Genomic DNA, 15,349 nt, shown 5'->3' on the forward strand with positions numbered 1-15,349 from the left:
GATGGTTCCGCTCATCGCTGTTGCGCACGGCAGCCGTGACCCCCGTTCTGCTCGGGTGATCGCGGCTGCTGTGGCAGCTCTTCGTGAAGTCCGGCCAGACCTCGATGTCCGGCTGGCGTTCCTCGACCTCAATGCACCGTCCATCGATCAGGTCCTGGACGGAGTTGCACACGACGGCCACACTCACGCCGTTGTTGTTCCGATGCTGCTGGGCAATGCCTTCCACGCCCGGGTAGATCTGCCCGGACTCTTGGCCGCTGCCGCGACACGCCACCCCCAGTTGACCGTGTTCCAAGCAGACGTGCTGGGTCGCGATGCTCGGCTGATCGAGGCAGTACGCGAGCGAATTCTCGAAGCGGGTGCCCGCCCGGACGATCCGTCGGTCGGTGTCGCTCTTGCGGCAGTCGGCTCGTCCGACGCGCGCGCCAATGCCGCGACCGCAGAATTGGCGTCCACTCTCCTCGGCGGAACCAACTGGTCGGGCGTTCGAATCTGTTTCGCGACATCCGCGGAACCGACAGTTGCCCAGGCGATCTCCGCACTCGAGCAGGACGGCGCCGAACGTGTTGTCGTCGCACCGTGGTTCTTGGCTCCCGGCCTACTGACCGATCGACTCAGCGCTGCCGCAGCAACTGCATGTCCGCGCGCGCGTTTCGCCGACACGATCGGTGGGCACTCTCTACTGATCGAAACGATGATCGACCGTTACCGACAAGTCGCTGATGCACTACCCGACCGTCTGGTCCGCTCCGCCTGATCCGGTTTCACAGGCCGTTATCAGATTGTTACCGTAGTGTTGGATCTGTCCAGCTCGCGAAGGTACCTCCTTCGCCTGCGAAACAGATCTTTGGGTGCAATCCCCTCAGAGCGCCGCGAGAGGGAACACCATCACTCACAATCTTCGCCTCGGCACAGCCGGCATCGCATGGGTCCTGTCGGTGCTCTACCTGCTTGTCGAAATCTTCACAGCCGGAGCATGGAAGACGCCGTACAGCTTCGCGCGCGACTCCATCAGTTCGCTGGGCGTGACGACATGCAGCGTGGATTCGTGTTCGCCGATGCACGACGTGATGAACGCGGCCTTCATGATCCTCGGTGCGCTCACCATCCTCGGTGCAGCCTTGCTGCACAAGTACATTCCGGACGGTCGTGCGAAGAAGTGGATTCTCGGTCTTGCCGTCGTCGTTGCATTGAGCACCGCGGCCACCGGCCTCTTCCCGGCGAACGACGGGACCTTCGTTCATTGGACCGCCGTACTTCCCGGCTTCGTCGCACGTCATGCCGTTCTCGTCCTCATGGCAATTCAATTCTGGAAGCACAGCAAATGGATCGCAGTGTGGTCGGGGCTGTGCGCGGCTACCGGAATCGTAGGTGCCGTACTGCTTCTCGGACGAACCCTCACTTTCGGCCTTGGTGAACGCCTGACGCTGTACCCGCTGCCTATGTGGATGGCCGTCACCGGCGTCGCAGCCCTGCTTGCGTTGATGCGCCGAACCGTGTTGAAGAACGTGGAACTGACACTGTCCGGTAACGGATTCATCACCGCTCTGTTGTCGTTGCGCCCGCGTCGATCTCGCGCGGCTGTGCCTACCGACGTTCTCGCACCGCGGAAGCTGACGAGTTTGTAGCGAACCCGGGGTGACCAGGGACACACTGGTAGGGAGGCGACGCGAGGAGACTTCCATGACCAGTGCATCTGTTCGACACGGAATCGTGGCCGGTATCGACGGCTCGGCAAGCGCGGTCAACGCCGCGAGGTGGGCAGCTTCGGCTGCAAAGAGATTCGACGAACCACTTCGCCTGACCCACGTGCTGCCAGGACAACCCGAGTCCGGTGGCGGTACCAACGTCACCGACGAAGAGATGTTCGACCACCACCTTCGCGTCGAGGGTGCAAAATTGCTCGACGAGGCCGAGGACGCCATCCGCGATGATCACACCGACGTCACCGTCGAACGTGGCCTCGTGACCGGTACTCCCGCAACCACACTCGTCGAACTCTCGAAGTCGGCTCGCATCGTTGCACTGGGTCAGGCCGGCACCAGCGAAATGCAGTCCGTGTTTCTCGGATCCGACACCATTCGGGTGGTCAACCGCGCGCACTGTCCCGTGGCCGTATTCCGCGGTACGGGTGATCACGCGATGGCCGACACCAGGCCCATCGTCGTCGGCGTCGACGGGAGCAAGCTCAGCGAACTCGCCGTCGCGCATGCCTTCGAGTTTGCCGCGTTCCTCGGCGCACCTTTGGTTGCGGTCCACACGTGGAACGAGCACGCCTCGCTGGGCGGGTATTCCGAAGCCAGGCGCTTCGTCGACTGGGGACCGTACGAACAGCATGAGCATGCACTGCTGTCCGAGTGCCTCGCCGGCTGGACGGAGAAGTACCCCGATGTCGAGGTCACCCGCAGTGTCCAGCGCAGCGGACCGATGAAGGCACTGCTCGAGCACTCGGCGGAAGCCCAACTCGTAGTCGTCGGTAGCCACGGCCGCAGCCCGTTCATGGCGTCGATAGTCGGTTCGACCAGTCAGAGCCTCATCCACCACGCCCAATGCCCGGTCCTCGTCTGCCGAGAGGGCTGAACTCGTCTCGCTGTTGCCCGGCCCCCCAACTCTGAGCGAACGGCACTTTCGGCGCCATCAGGAGTCCGAAAGTGCCGTTCGCTCAAACAGGAGTGGGGGTACAACAGGTCGAACAGGGCGAGCGGGTCATACCTGGCCGACCACGCTCACCGTGACCGGCTCCTGCACCGGCGTCGACACCGGGGTCTCCGGCAGATCCGGCACCCGGGTAGCACGCGCGTACACCGTCTCCCCCGCCTCGAGGTGCAGCGCTGCACTGTCACCGCGCGTGACCTGAGCCGAGAAGAGCTCGCCGGTTGCCTCGTTGCGCAGGTCCACTCGAACCTCGAAGCCGAGGTACACGACGCGCTCGACGGTTGCGCGTGTGACGCCGAGCGACTCGGCCGTTCCGGATTCCTGCGCGAGAGCCATGCTCGGATCGCGGCCGAGACGGATGTCATGCGGACGGACCAACTGCCCGTTGAGCTTCGCGACGGATCCGAGGAAGGACATCACGAAGTCGTTGGACGGGCGGTCGTACAGGTCGGCAGGTTCACCGATCTGCTCGATCCGCCCCTTGTTCAGCACCGCGATGCGGTCGGCGACGTCGAGAGCCTCTTCCTGGTCGTGGGTGACCAGGACGGTGGTGACGTGCACCTCGTCGTGCAGGCGACGCAACCACGTGCGCAGGTCGGCACGCACCTTCGCGTCGAGCGCGCCGAAGGGCTCGTCGAGCAGGAGCACCTGTGGATCCACAGCCAGAGCGCGCGCCAACGCCATGCGCTGACGCTGACCGCCGGAGAGCTGCGCGGGGTACCGATGCTGAAACCCGTCGAGACCGACGATCCCCAGTAGTTCGTTGACCTTCTTCTCGATCTCCGGCTTCGGGCGCTTGCGGATCTTGAGCCCGAACGCCACGTTGTCCCGCACGGTCATGTGCTTGAACGCCGCGTAGTGCTGGAACACGAAACCGATGTCACGCTTCTGCGGCGACACGCCGGTGACGTCCTTGCCTGCGATGGTGATGGTTCCCGAATCGAGTTCTTCAAGCCCTGCGATCGAACGCAGCAACGTCGACTTTCCCGAGCCACTGGGCCCGAGCAATGCCGTCAACGAACCCGAGGGAATGTTGACCGTCACGTCGTCGAGCGCCGCGAAATCACCGTAGTTCTTGCGGGCCCCGGTCACTGTGATCATGTGGTGCTCCTCTTACGGTCCAGCAGCGTCATCAGCAACAGGACAATGATGGCGATGCCCATCAGCAGCGTTGCCGCCGAATACGCACCAAAGGTGTTGTGGTCGTCGATGTATCGCGAGTGCACCAGCAACGTCAGTGTCTGGGATACCCCCGGGAAGCCGGAAGAGACCATGATGACTGCGCCGAATTCACCGAGCGAACGCGCCACCGTCAACACGATTCCGTATGTCAGGCCCCAACGGATCGCGGGCAAGGTGATCCGCCAGAACGTCTGCCAGCCCGAGGCACCGAGCGTCGCGGCTGCTTGTTCCTGCTCGTCGCCGATCTCGTGAAGTACGGGTTCGACTTCCCGGACGACGAAGGGCAGCGTCACGAAAATCGTCGCGATCACCATGCCTGGCAAACCGAAGATGACCTTGAACCCCAACGATTCGATTCCGCCGAACCAACCGTTGGCACCCCACAGAAGAATCAACGACACACCGACGACGACGGGCGAGACCGCGAAGGGCAGGTCGACCACCGACTGCAGAACTCCGCGGCCCGGGAAACGCCCACGCACGAGTGCCAGAGCAGTGACGACGCCGAACACGACGTTGATCGGGACCACGATCGCCACGATGATCAGCGAAAGATTCAGCGCGGAGATCGCTGCCGGTGTCGTGATCGATTCGAGAAACGGGCCGATTCCGTTCTCGAACGTTCGCGTCAGGATCACACCGATCGGCACGACCAGCAACACGAACAGGTAGACGAGAGCGATGGTCCGCAGACCGATCTTCGATCCTCTGGACACGTTCATCGGGAACTCTCCTCACGTCGCTGTCCCCGCGATGCGAAGATTCGCAGGACGAACAGCGTCACGAATGCGATGGCCAGCAACGCTACCGAGACGGCAGCGGCGTTGGTCGGACGATCGATCTCGATCTGCTGCTGAATGTACTGCGACGTCATCTGTGTCACGCGTGGGATGTTGCCGCCGATCAGAACGACCGAGCCGTATTCACCGATCGCTCTGGCGAACGCGAGGCCCGCACCGGAGATGACGGCAGGCGCCAACGTCGGGAGAACAACCGAGCGAAAGATCGTCCAGTTGGAAGCTCCCAACGACGCAGCGGCTTCCTCGACTTCGCGGTCGACCTCCATCAGCACCGGCTGCACGGAACGGACCACGAACGGCAAGGTCACGAAGGCCAATGCCACGATCAGTCCGGGCTGGGTTGCATTGAGATGGATGTCGATCGGTGACTGCGGGCCGTAGAGGGACAGCAGCACGATCGATGCCACGATTGTCGGCAGTGCGAACGGCAGATCGATCATCGAGTTGACGATGCGCTTGCCCGGGAAGTCGTCCCGGACCAGCACCCACGCGATGATCGTGCCCATCACGACGTTGATCAGTGCCACGATCACCGAGACCAACAACGTCACGCGCAACGACGCCAAGGCGACGGGTGCGGTGACGGCGTCCCAGAATCCGGAGATCCCCTCGTCGAACGCGGTGGCGGTCAACGCGGCGAGCGGAAGCAGAACGATCACGGAGAGCCACAGAGTGGCCACTCCGATTCCGAGCGGCCCCACACTCCCCGTGACCCGCGCGAGTTTTCGCCGACGAGCCACGGGGGTGGGGTCAATAGTGTCAGTCACGTCAGTCTTACTTGGTCGCGTTGTCGTAGATCACTGCGATCGAACCGGTGTCCTTGGTGAACAGAGCACTGTCAACGGCCTTCCAGCCGCCGAGGTCTGCAATGGTCCACAGCTTGGTCGGCTCGGGGAACTTGTCCGTGAACTTGGCAGCGACGGCGGGATCAACGGGACGGAATCCTGCTTCGGCCCAGAGCGTCTGACCCTCGGTCGTGTACAGGTAGTCCTTGAACGCGGTCGCCTTGTCGAGGACCTTGCTGTTCGAGATCACGGCAACCGGGTTCTCGATCTTGAAGGTCGTGGGCGGGGTGACGTGCTCGACCGGGTCGCCGTTGCCTTCGATGAACAGTGCCTCGTTCTCGTAACTGATCAGAACGTCACCGCTGCCCTGCAGGAAGGCTTCCGAAGCCTCGCGTCCCGACTTGGGCTGGATCTTGACGTGATCGTTGACCAAGGCGGTGACGTAGTCGAGCCCCGCCTGCGGGTTTTTGCCACCGTCGCTCTTGGCGGCGTACGGCGCCAAGAGGTTCCACTTGGCCGAGCCGGAGCTGAACGGGTTCGGCGTGACGACCTCGAGGCCGGGCTGAAGCAGGTCGTCCCAGTCCTTGATGCCCTTCGGGTTCCCCGGACGCGTCACGATGGTGACTACCGATCCGAACGGAATTCCGTTGTAGGCGTCCTGGTTCCAGTTCTGATCTACCAGACCGGCATCGACCAGACGGGTGATGTCGGGCTCGACGGAGAAGTTGACGAAGTCTGCCTCGGCACCGTCCTTCACCTTGCGCGACTGGTCGCCCGAGGCGCCGTAGGAAGGATTGAAGTTGACGTTCTTGCCCTCGTCGGTCGCCTGGAAGGCTGCGGTGAGCTTGTCGAAGCCAGGCTTCGGCACGGCGTAGGCGAACAGGTTGATCGTGCCGGCGCTACCGTCGCTGGCGGCGCTGTCACCACCCACGGTGTCGCTCGAGCCACCACTGCACGCTGTGAGTACCACGGCCCCCATGGTCGCGATAGCAGTGAGAAGTGTGCGGGAACGGCGTTTCATTGCAGATACCTTCCTGAAAGGACTGACAAACGAGGGTTGGTCAAACGACAAGTCCGAGACCTCTGGGGCTGATTCCATCGGGATGTTCAGACATGGAGAGCCGACGGGCGATGAGCCCTGAATCGGGGGCGCGAGTTACGCGCAGAGAAGTTCGAGTGGGGTGCGCAGCACCACCGGAGAGGTCGAACTCAGGAAATCAACAACAGGCGACGTCAGCGACGTCGAGCATGCCGACAGCAATCAACGCCAACTGGTGGCGGATTACGGGAGCTGTTGCTTCGGACACGCGGTGGACTTTAGCAGAGCACCGGCGCCCGCTCTAATCGGGAGAACTAACGGGTGAGAAGCCACGCGACGATCACGAGGAGAATCAGGGCTATCAGGGCGAGAGTGACCCGTGAGCGGGGCATCAGCTTTCCTCTACTTCTCGAGAATTCCTACGCAACCAGCCGAAGAGCGGCAGAGCGAGAACGGCGGCCAACGCGCGATCCAGACCGATGGCCACCAGGCGGCACAGCGGAACGACGACGATCAGGACCAACGCGACCTGCGGGATGAACGGGAGCCCCGCCATCCACAGCTCGAAGCTGTCCCACCAATCCGCAATCCGATCCACGCCAACACCCTATCCTTCGGACGATACGGTCCCGACAGCGTGTGGATTGGACGTGTGCCGATTCTGGCCGGATGATGGCCGAATGAGTGCTGACGACGAAGTGGTGCAGACGATTCCTCCCGCCTCCACGGGTCACCATCGAAGCAACTTTCCCCCGATCGACGACTATGCGTTTCTTTCCGATTGCGAAACCTCGTGCCTGATTGCCCGTAACGGATCTGTCGAGTGGATGTGCGTTCCCCGCCCGGACTCCCCCAGCGTGTTCGGTGCCATCCTCGACCGCAGCGCAGGCCATTTCCGTATCGGCCCCTACGGCCAGAACGTGCCGGCCGCTCGGCGCTATCTGCCGGGTGGACTCATTCTCGAGACCACCTGGCAGACCGAGACCGGCTGGCTCGTCGTCCGCGACGCCCTGGTTCTCGGTCCCTGGCACAACGTCGACAAGCGATCGAACACGCACAAGCGCACACCGACCGACTGGGATGCCGAACACACCCTTCTCCGTACGGTCAAATGCGTCAGCGGCACCGTCGAACTCGAGATGAGCTGTGAGCCCGCGTTCGACTATCACCGTGGCACGGCGAATTGGGAGTACACCGGAAAGGTCTACGAGGAAGCAACGGCAACGTGTCGCTCCGCCAAGCCCGGAGACCATCCCACTCTGCGCTTGACCACCGACCTACGACTGGGTCTGGAAGGTCGTGAAGCACGAGCGCGGACGCGACTGGTCGAAGGCGACAACGTGTACGTCGCGCTCTCGTGGTCGGATCTTCCCGCGCCGCAGACGTTCGACGAGGCCGCCGACAAGATGTGGCAGACGTCCAAGTCCTGGCGTGAGTGGGTGACGATCGGCAAGTTCCCCGATCACCCGTGGCGCGGATACCTACAGCGCAGTGCGCTCACACTCAAGGGGCTCACCTACGCACCGACCGGAGCCCTGCTTGCGGCTTCGACGACCTCGCTACCGGAAACACCAGGCGGAGAACGCAACTGGGACTACCGCTACGCGTGGGTTCGCGATTCCACCTTCGCACTGTGGGGCCTCTACACGCTCGGGTTGGACCGTGAGGCCAACGACTTCTTCAACTTCATCTACGACGTGTCGAGTTCGGACAACGGTCAGCCGCATCCCTTGCAGGTGATGTACGGCATCGGCGGCGAGCGCACGCTCGAGGAATCCGAACTCAACCATCTGTCCGGCTACGACGGCGCCCGTCCGGTGCGTATCGGCAACGGGGCGTTCGATCAACAGCAGCACGACATCTGGGGCACCATGCTCGACTCGGTGTACCTCCACATCCGTACCCGCGAGCGCGTCCCCGAGGCGTTGTGGCCGCTGCTCAAGAAGCAGGTCGAGGAAGCGATCAAGCATTGGCGCCAGCCCGACCGCGGGATCTGGGAGGTGCGCGGTGAACCGCAGCACTTCACGTCGTCGAAGATCATGTGCTGGGTCGCACTCGATCGCGGCGCCAAACTGGCAGAGATGCAGGGCGAGAAGAGCTTTGCACAGCAATGGACGGCCATCGCGGACGAGATCAAGGCCGACATCCTCGCGCACGGTGTCGACTCGCGCGGAGTTCTGACACAGCGGTACGGCCACGATTCACTCGACGCGTCGCTCTTGTTGGCACCGCTGCTGCGCTTCCTGCCGGCCGACGATCCGCGCATCCGGGCGACGGTGCTGGCGATCGCCGACGAGCTCACCGAAGAGGGGTTGGTCCTGCGCTATCGCGTCGACACCACCGACGACGGATTGAGCGGAGAAGAGGGCACGTTCACCATCTGCTCCTTCTGGCTCGTCTCCGCCCTCGTCGAGATCGGCGAACTGGATCGGGCAAAGCATCTCTGCGAGCGTCTGCTCGGGTTCGCGAGCCCGCTCAAGCTGTACGCGGAGGAGATCGACGCGCACACCGGTCGCCATCTGGGTAACTTCCCGCAGGCGTTCACACACCTGGCGCTGATCAACGCCGTGGTCCACGTGATCCGCGCCGAGGAAGCTGCCGAAGCCGGAGCTTTCCAGCCCGCGCACAACGCGACCTAGACCCCCTGCTGTGCGCCTTTATTAACCGCCCGCGGTTAATAAAGGCGCACAGCAGGTCTAGCCGGCCACCGCTTCGAGCTGCGGCGTGATCGATTCGAGCGAGTACTTCAGCGACAGCGACGACGGAGTGTTCAACCCGGCGACAGTCGGATAGTCGACGATGGCCAATCCGCCACCCTTGACTGCAGGCAGGTCGGCAAACCCCGGCAGCTTCATCATGTCGTCGAGCGACCCGCCGTTGGGCAGCAGCACCACGACGTCGGCGCTGAGAGCGTCGACCCGTTCCGGGCTGAGTATCAGCCGGCCACCGGTCACACCGGCCTCGTCGACCAGCTTGGGCGGCAACGACATTCCCAGACGCGTGAACAGTCCCGAAGCACCGTCCTTGGGATCAGCGACGATCACCAACTGCGACGTCGGGAAGACGTACTGCGACAAAAGAGCGGTCTTACCCTTCAGCCCCGGCAACCGCTGTGCGAGCGCATCGATCTGCCCGTTTGTCGCCTCGACGATCTCGTCGGCTCGCGACTCCTTGTCGAGAACCCGGCCGAGAATCTCCACCTGGTCCTGCCACGGATCGACCTGGACGTCGGACAGACCGGCAATTGTCGGAGCGATCTTGCTCAACTGGTCGAAATCGTTCTGATCGGCGACGGAGAACCCGCCGAGAATCAGATCGGGATCCAAGGCTGCAATTTCTTCAGCTTTGAGCGGGACACCGAACTGCTGGATCGCCGAGCGATCGAGTTCCTTCGCCGACGCGTCCACGCCACTCTCCCACGGGAACAGACCACGCTCGTCGCCCATCGGGCCGGCAGCCAGGTACCCCACCGGCTGGATTCCGAGTTCGAGCAGAGCGTCGAGCCACTGGGTGTCGGCCGCGACGATGCGCGTCGGCGTCCCGGTGATCGTGGTGGCGCCGAACTTGTGGTCGATCGTGGTGACCCGACCGCCCGCGATCTCGTCGGCGTCCGAGGACGAACACCCGCTGATACCTACGACCAGCGCTCCCAAGAGAGCCACCGCCGAAAACTTCATCGCACGCACGAAAATACTCCTCCACTAGTTAGCAGAGGCTTACCTTCTCATATGGGACCCGGTTGTGTCCGACCTTGCTTTCAGGCGAAACGAGAGAGCAGACGCTCCGCATCGGCGCCGATGCGTCGAACCACGTCGCCGGCCGGATGGGTTCCGTGTACGAGTCCGACAGCTTCTCCGGCGTAGACGACTCCGCTGTGGGGATCCGACGGGTCGTACGCCTTTGCCAGCATTTCCTCATCGGCGTCGACTCCGTGCCAGGCGGCAGTGAACTCGTTGGCCACCGCGCGGCCACCCCACCGCTGCGGCCACGGTTGACTGCGCGCTCGGTCGAACACCGAGGTGTAAATCGTGTCGGCACTTCCGGCTTCGACGACGCGGTCGCGGGCATAGTCCGGCCCGACCGTCTCCGGGCTGGCGAGCAGCGCCGTTCCGATCATCACGCCTTCCCCGCCGGCTGCCAGGACTGCGGCCAAACCGCGGCCGGTCCCGATTCCGCCGGCCGCCAGTACTGGAAGTGATGTCGTTTCGAGGATCTCCTGCAGCAGCGGCAAGGTTCCGATTCGGCCCGTGTGACCGCCTGCCTCACCGCCTTGCGCGATCACGCCGTCGACACCCGCGGCCTCGACAATGCGAAGGTCTTCGAGCGTATTGATCTGTGACACAACGGGAATGCCCGCATCGTGGATTCGTCCGACATACGAGGCGGGATCACCGAACGACAAGGTGATCATGGTCGGCTCGACGGCAATCGCGGCGTCGAGCATCAACTCGTTCTCGGGCAGCGACCACGTCATCAGGCCGACGCCGAACTTTCCGCCGATCGAGCGGGCCACTTCGGCTTCGGCCTCGATCCACTCCGGTGTGTTGTACCGAGCCGCGCCGAGCAGCCCCAACCCGCCGGCCGCCGATACAGCTCCGGCGAGCGCGCCGCCCGCGCGACCACCCATGGGCGCCCCGAGAACCGGGATTTCGATTCCGAACTCTCGGGACAACCAGGTGGTGACCATGCGCTCCTACTTCTTGGGCTTCTCGCCGACCGATTCCGACGTCAAGGCCGCCACGAATGCTTCCTGCGGCACCTCGACGCGACCGATGGTCTTCATGCGCTTCTTGCCTTCCTTCTGCTTCTCGAGCAGCTTGCGCTTACGGCTGATGTCGCCGCCGTAGCACTTGGCAAGAACGTCCTTGCGGATTGCGCGAATGTTCTCGCGCGAGATGATCTTCGCGCCGATCGCGGCCTGGATCGGAACCTCGAACTGCTGGCGAGGAATCAGCTCACGAAGCTTCGACGTCATGCGTCCGCCGTAAGCGCCGGCGTTGGAACGGTGCACGATCGAGGAGAACGCGTCGACGGCCTCGCCCTGCAGCAGGATGTCGACCTTCACCAGATCGGCCTGCTGCTCACCGGCCTCCTCGTAATCGAGGCTGGCATAACCCTTGGTGCGGGACTTGAGGGCGTCGAAGAAGTCGAACATGATCTCGCCCATGGGCAGTTCGTAGCGCAGTTCGACGCGAGTCTCGGAGAGGTAGTCCATGCCGCCGAGCTCACCGCGACGGGACTGGCACAGCTCCATGATGGCGCCGACGTACTCACTCGGGGCGATGACGGTGCATTTGGCGACGGGCTCGTAGACCTCGCGAACCTTGCCTTCCGGCCAGTACGACGGGTTGGTGACGATGACCTCGGCCCCGTCCTCCATCACGACGCGGTAGACGACGTTGGGCGCGGTGGAAATCAGTTCGAGGCCGAACTCACGCTCGAGGCGGTCGCGGGTGATCTCCATGTGGAGCAGGCCGAGGAAGCCGCAGCGGAAGCCGAATCCGAGGGCAACCGACGTCTCGGGTTCATACGCCAGCGCCGCGTCGTTGAGACGGAGCTTGTCGAGGGCATCGCGCAGCACGGGGTAGTCCGAGCCGTCCATCGGGTAGAGGCCCGAGTAGACCATCGGCTTGGGATCGCGGTAGCCGACCAGCGGTTCGGTCGCGCCGTTGCGGGTGGTGGTGACGGTGTCACCGACGCGCGACTGGCGGACATCCTTCACACCCGTGATGAGGTAGCCCACCTCGCCGACGCCCAGACCGATACTGGCCTTCGGCTCGGGCGAGATGATGCCGACCTCGAGCAGTTCGTGTGTGGTGCCCGTGGACATCATCGTGATCTTCTCGCGGGGACGGATCCGACCGTCGACCACACGCACGTAGGTGACCACGCCGCGGTAGGCGTCGTAGACGGAGTCGAAGATCATCGCGCGGGCGGGACCGTCAGCATCGCCGACAGGCGCAGGTACCTGCTTGATGACCTCGTCGAGCAGTTCCTTGACGCCCATGCCGGTCTTACCCGAGACGCGCAGGACATCACCGGGCTCGCAGCCCGTGATGTGCGCGATCTCTTCGGCATAGCGGTCGGGATCCGCGGCCGGGAGGTCGATCTTGTTGAGGACGGGAATGATCTTGAGATCCTTCTCCATCGCCAGGTAGAGGTTCGCCAGCGTCTGAGCTTCGATGCCCTGAGCAGCGTCGACCAGCAGAATTGCACCCTCACATGCTTCGAGCGCGCGGGAGACCTCGTACGTGAAGTCGACGTGGCCGGGTGTGTCGATGAGGTGGAGGACGAACTCTTCGCCGTCGACGGTCCAGGGCAGACGAACGTTCTGAGCCTTGATGGTGATGCCGCGTTCACGCTCGATGTCCATGCGGTCCAGGTACTGCGCACGCATCGCCCGCTCTTCGACCACACCGGTGAGCTGAAGCATGCGATCTGCCAGCGTCGACTTACCGTGGTCGATGTGCGCGATGATGCAGAAGTTCCGGATCTGCGCAGGATCCGTGAACGTCTTGTCGGCGAAGCTGCTGATGGGAGACCCCTTAGTCGGACCGGCACCGGCCCGGATCCGGGCCACTGTCAACCCTCAGGATATCCAAGTCTCGGCGCCGCCGTACCAGGGGTTCCCACGGGTGGGTGATTATGCTCGAACGCTATGGCAAGCATGTGGAAGCAGATCGGCAGAACCCTCGGCGCCCTCGCGGTGGAGAAGGGCCCTGCGTTGCTGCGCCAGCTGCAGTCGTCCACGTCCCAGTCGTCTGCCTCGAAGCCGGGTCCGACCGGCCGCCCGATCGCCGCGCGAACGTCTCCGACCGCACATCGCGCCCGCAAGGTCGAGTACTCCCCGACCTCGACGGCAAGGCCGATCCGGGCGAGATCGTCTGGACCTGGGTTGCCTACGAGGAGGATCCGACCCAGGGCAAAGACCGCCCGGTGCTGGTTGTCGGCCGCGACGGCGACACGCTGCTCGGCCTGATGTTGTCTTCGCAGAGTAAACGCGAGGGTGAGCGCGATTGGCTCGCAATCGGTTCGGGTCCATGGGACGGCGAGGGAAGGCCCAGCTGGGTCCGGCTCGACCGGGTGCTCGACGTTCCCGAGAGCGGGATCCGGCGCGAGGGCGCCGTCATGGATCACAAGAAGTTCGACGCGGTCGCGGCAAAACTTCGGGCCGACTTCAGCTGGAGCTGAAGCCGACCCGGACGATGGAAACAGTGTCGATCAGCTGTCCATACGGTTGAACCGTCCGAAGAGTGCTCGATAGATGAGTGCACCGAGCGCACCGCCGATGAGCGGGAACACGATGAACAACCACACCTGGCCGAGTGCACCGTCCTGGAACGGCGCGACAGCGAGGCTTCGAGCGGGGTTGACGGAGGTGTTGTCGATCGGGATCGAGATCAGGTGAATGACGGCCAGGGTGAAGCCGATGGACACCCCGGCGAGAGGCACGTCGGAGATCTGGTCGGTCGACGCGAGAACGACGAATACCAGCAGTGCTGTCAGCAGGATCTCGATGATCATGGCGGCACCGATGCCGTAGCCGTCGGAAACCACGTTTCCGAGAAGATTCTTCTCGGCAGACGGACTGTGTGCGCCCCAACCGTTTGCACCCAAACCGTCAGCAGCACGGTTGTACGCCGGGAGACTGTTGGCCACCGTGTAGATCACGACGCCTGCGACCAAGCCGCCGATCACTTGCGCGACAACGTAAATCGCCGCATTGACGGCTGAGATTCGCCCGATCACGAATTGGCCGAGAGTCACGGCTGGGTTGACGTGGCAACCGGAAATCGGGCCGATCGCATATACGAGGAACAGCAGGGTCAGGCCGAATGCGAAGGCAACTCCGAGGTTGCCGACTTTCGCACCTGCAAAGACGGCAGTTCCGACTGCGGAGAACACGAGCACGAATGTTCCCACCGCTTCGGCCGCATACTTCTTCACATCCGAGATCGGTTCGATCTCAGTCAATTCCTGTGCAGTTGGAGACATATTCCCACCTTCTTCTCATCGAACGGTAGTAATGCTCACGCGCCTAGATTTGCCGGACTTTACGCAAGCCTGGTGATCTCCACAACAACTTCGAGATCTGTGGAGCGTCCACCGGAAAAGATTCCCTTCAATGGCGGCACATCCGAATAGTCCCTTCCTATTCCGACCGAGACATGCTGTTCATTCACAGCTATCGCATTGGTCGGGTCGTATCCCCACCACGCGCCGGTCCACGCTTCGATCCACGCGTGCGATTCGCCGACCACCGTGTCCCCGACTGCCGCATCACGTTTGGGGTGGAGATAGCCGGAAACGTATCGACACGGTATTCCCATCGTTCGAAGCAATACCAAGGTCAGATGCGCATAGTCCTGGCAGACGCCTTTCCGTGCCGACCACGCCTCGACCGCCGACGTATGCACTCCGGTCGTACCCGGAACATATGACATTTCGCCGTAAACCCATTGCGACGCAGCCACTACTGCATCTTCAGGTGATTTATCTTTGCGCAATTCCTTGGCAATTGTCGCCAGCTTACGATCACGCGGAACATATCTCGTGAAACTCAGTTGTTCGTTGAATCGATCTTTAATCGCGTTTCCCGACAATTCATCCCAGTCGACGGTTTCCTCGGGCTGAACGAACGGTTCCGTCTCCACCACCGACAGTCCGGTCACTTCGAGTTCCGTATGCGGGGCGTGCAAGTCGAAGGCGGTCACCGCGGTGCCCCAGTAATCGGTGTATCGGTAGGAACGTGTGGCCGGCTGGGTTTCGACGCGCGTGAGTATCACCGTCTGCCTGGTGTCGCCGCGAGGTGTCAATCGCGCTTCGTTGTACGACGACGTCACCGGGGCGTCGTACGCATATCCCGTGGTGTGCACGACCCTCATTCG

The 15,349-nt window shown here is 63.0% G+C and carries 15 protein-coding genes and 1 pseudogene; 5 read left to right on the forward strand and 11 right to left on the reverse strand.

Annotation, left to right across the window (positions count from 1 at the left end; all coding sequences use genetic code 11):
• Nucleotide 1: 1 nt before the first annotated feature.
• From EHW12_RS18440 to EHW12_RS18450, 3 genes are all read left to right on the forward strand, one after another.
• Nucleotides 2-757: a sirohydrochlorin chelatase gene (locus tag EHW12_RS18440; RefSeq protein WP_007731050.1), complete on the forward strand. Its 756-nt coding sequence runs from the start codon at nucleotides 2-4 to the stop codon at nucleotides 755-757.
• Between the two features lie 94 nt (nucleotides 758-851).
• Nucleotides 852-1,628, forward strand: a complete 777-nt coding sequence (locus EHW12_RS18445) for a DUF998 domain-containing protein (protein ID WP_042450193.1) — start codon at nucleotides 852-854, stop codon at nucleotides 1,626-1,628.
• A 55-nt stretch (nucleotides 1,629-1,683) separates the two neighbouring features.
• Nucleotides 1,684-2,580, forward strand: coding sequence for a universal stress protein (locus tag EHW12_RS18450; RefSeq protein ID WP_003944544.1), 897 nt, complete (start codon nucleotides 1,684-1,686; stop codon nucleotides 2,578-2,580).
• Nucleotides 2,581-2,706: 126 nt separating this feature from the next.
• On the opposite strand, the gene EHW12_RS18455 is transcribed toward EHW12_RS18450, so the two are convergent.
• The 6 genes from EHW12_RS18455 to EHW12_RS18475 all read right to left on the reverse strand — a co-directional run bounded on the left by EHW12_RS18455 (nucleotide 2,707) and on the right by EHW12_RS18475 (nucleotide 7,059).
• The gene (locus EHW12_RS18455) at nucleotides 2,707-3,756 is read right to left on the reverse strand and encodes a sulfate ABC transporter ATP-binding protein (protein ID WP_007731046.1); all 1,050 of its coding nucleotides are present in this window, start codon (nucleotides 3,754-3,756) and stop codon (nucleotides 2,707-2,709) included.
• On the reverse strand, nucleotides 3,753-4,559 hold the full coding sequence (gene cysW, locus EHW12_RS18460; RefSeq protein ID WP_003944503.1) for a sulfate ABC transporter permease subunit CysW: 807 nt from the start codon (nucleotides 4,557-4,559) through the stop codon (nucleotides 3,753-3,755). Before cysW ends, EHW12_RS18455 begins: the two co-directional genes overlap by 4 nt.
• Nucleotides 4,556-5,404 carry a sulfate ABC transporter permease subunit CysT gene (gene cysT / locus EHW12_RS18465; protein WP_030536617.1) on the reverse strand — a complete coding sequence of 283 codons (849 nt, stop codon included), beginning with the start codon at nucleotides 5,402-5,404 and terminating at the stop codon, nucleotides 4,556-4,558. The genes cysW and cysT overlap by 4 nt, the downstream gene beginning before the upstream one ends.
• Nucleotides 5,405-5,411: 7 nt before the next feature.
• Nucleotides 5,412-6,443, reverse strand: coding sequence for a sulfate ABC transporter substrate-binding protein (locus EHW12_RS18470; RefSeq protein ID WP_003944569.1), 1,032 nt, complete (start codon nucleotides 6,441-6,443; stop codon nucleotides 5,412-5,414).
• Between the two features lie 196 nt (nucleotides 6,444-6,639).
• On the reverse strand, nucleotides 6,640-6,729 hold the full coding sequence (locus tag EHW12_RS36050; protein ID WP_309599318.1) for an Ms4533A family Cys-rich leader peptide: 90 nt from the start codon (nucleotides 6,727-6,729) through the stop codon (nucleotides 6,640-6,642).
• A 123-nt stretch (nucleotides 6,730-6,852) separates the two neighbouring features.
• On the reverse strand, nucleotides 6,853-7,059 hold the full coding sequence (locus EHW12_RS18475) for a hypothetical protein (protein WP_003944489.1): 207 nt from the start codon (nucleotides 7,057-7,059) through the stop codon (nucleotides 6,853-6,855).
• 82 nt (nucleotides 7,060-7,141) lie between these two features.
• On the opposite strand from EHW12_RS18475, the gene EHW12_RS18480 reads away from it, so the two are divergent.
• A complete protein-coding gene (locus tag EHW12_RS18480; protein ID WP_003944557.1) occupies nucleotides 7,142-9,100 on the forward strand; it encodes a glycoside hydrolase family 15 protein in 1,959 nt (652 codons plus the stop codon).
• 57 nt (nucleotides 9,101-9,157) lie between these two features.
• Here the strand turns inward: EHW12_RS18480 and EHW12_RS18485 are convergent, their stop codons facing one another.
• The 3 genes from EHW12_RS18485 to lepA form a co-directional block, all read right to left on the reverse strand.
• Entirely contained in the window at nucleotides 9,158-10,138 is a 981-nt protein-coding gene (locus tag EHW12_RS18485) for an ABC transporter substrate-binding protein (RefSeq protein ID WP_231783562.1), read from the reverse strand.
• An 80-nt stretch (nucleotides 10,139-10,218) separates the two neighbouring features.
• Complete coding sequence (locus EHW12_RS18490) at nucleotides 10,219-11,148, reverse strand: nitronate monooxygenase (protein ID WP_030536619.1); 930 nt, start codon at nucleotides 11,146-11,148, stop codon at nucleotides 10,219-10,221.
• A gap of 6 nt (nucleotides 11,149-11,154) precedes the next feature.
• Complete coding sequence (lepA, locus tag EHW12_RS18495) at nucleotides 11,155-13,047, reverse strand: translation elongation factor 4 (protein ID WP_003944564.1); 1,893 nt, start codon at nucleotides 13,045-13,047, stop codon at nucleotides 11,155-11,157.
• Nucleotides 13,048-13,119: 72 nt separating this feature from the next.
• Here lepA and EHW12_RS18500 point away from each other — a divergent pair.
• Nucleotides 13,120-13,652, forward strand: a pseudogene (locus EHW12_RS18500) (type II toxin-antitoxin system PemK/MazF family toxin).
• Between the two features lie 30 nt (nucleotides 13,653-13,682).
• Here the strand turns inward: EHW12_RS18500 and EHW12_RS18505 are convergent.
• Nucleotides 13,683-14,456: an aquaporin gene (locus tag EHW12_RS18505; RefSeq protein ID WP_003944482.1), complete on the reverse strand. Its 774-nt coding sequence runs from the start codon at nucleotides 14,454-14,456 to the stop codon at nucleotides 13,683-13,685.
• Nucleotides 14,457-14,515: 59 nt separating this feature from the next.
• Nucleotides 14,516-15,346: a transglutaminase family protein gene (locus EHW12_RS18510; protein ID WP_007731033.1), complete on the reverse strand. Its 831-nt coding sequence runs from the start codon at nucleotides 15,344-15,346 to the stop codon at nucleotides 14,516-14,518.
• Nucleotides 15,347-15,349: the final 3 nt, after the last annotated feature.

The sequence above is a fragment of the Rhodococcus sp. NJ-530 genome (genome assembly GCF_003860625.1).
Lineage (GTDB): Bacteria > Actinomycetota > Actinomycetes > Mycobacteriales > Mycobacteriaceae > Rhodococcus_F > Rhodococcus_F qingshengii.

Bases quoted from the DNA above. Each gene is read 5' to 3' on its own strand.
- EHW12_RS18440 (WP_007731050.1), top strand. From the start codon at position 2: ATGGTTCCGCTCATCGCTGTTGCGCACGGCAGCCGTGACCCCCGTTCT.
- EHW12_RS18450 (WP_003944544.1), top strand. From the start codon at position 1,684: ATGACCAGTGCATCTGTTCGACACGGAATCGTGGCCGGTATCGACGGC.
- EHW12_RS18455 (WP_007731046.1), bottom strand. From the start codon at position 3,756: ATGATCACAGTGACCGGGGCCCGCAAGAACTACGGTGATTTCGCGGCG.
- cysW (WP_003944503.1), bottom strand. From the start codon at position 4,559: ATGAACGTGTCCAGAGGATCGAAGATCGGTCTGCGGACCATCGCTCTC.
- EHW12_RS18470 (WP_003944569.1), bottom strand. From the start codon at position 6,443: ATGAAACGCCGTTCCCGCACACTTCTCACTGCTATCGCGACCATGGGG.
- EHW12_RS18480 (WP_003944557.1), top strand. From the start codon at position 7,142: ATGAGTGCTGACGACGAAGTGGTGCAGACGATTCCTCCCGCCTCCACG.
- EHW12_RS18485 (WP_231783562.1), bottom strand. From the start codon at position 10,138: ATGAAGTTTTCGGCGGTGGCTCTCTTGGGAGCGCTGGTCGTAGGTATC.
- EHW12_RS18490 (WP_030536619.1), bottom strand. From the start codon at position 11,148: ATGGTCACCACCTGGTTGTCCCGAGAGTTCGGAATCGAAATCCCGGTT.
- EHW12_RS18505 (WP_003944482.1), bottom strand. From the start codon at position 14,456: ATGTCTCCAACTGCACAGGAATTGACTGAGATCGAACCGATCTCGGAT.
- EHW12_RS18510 (WP_007731033.1), bottom strand. From the start codon at position 15,346: ATGAGGGTCGTGCACACCACGGGATATGCGTACGACGCCCCGGTGACG.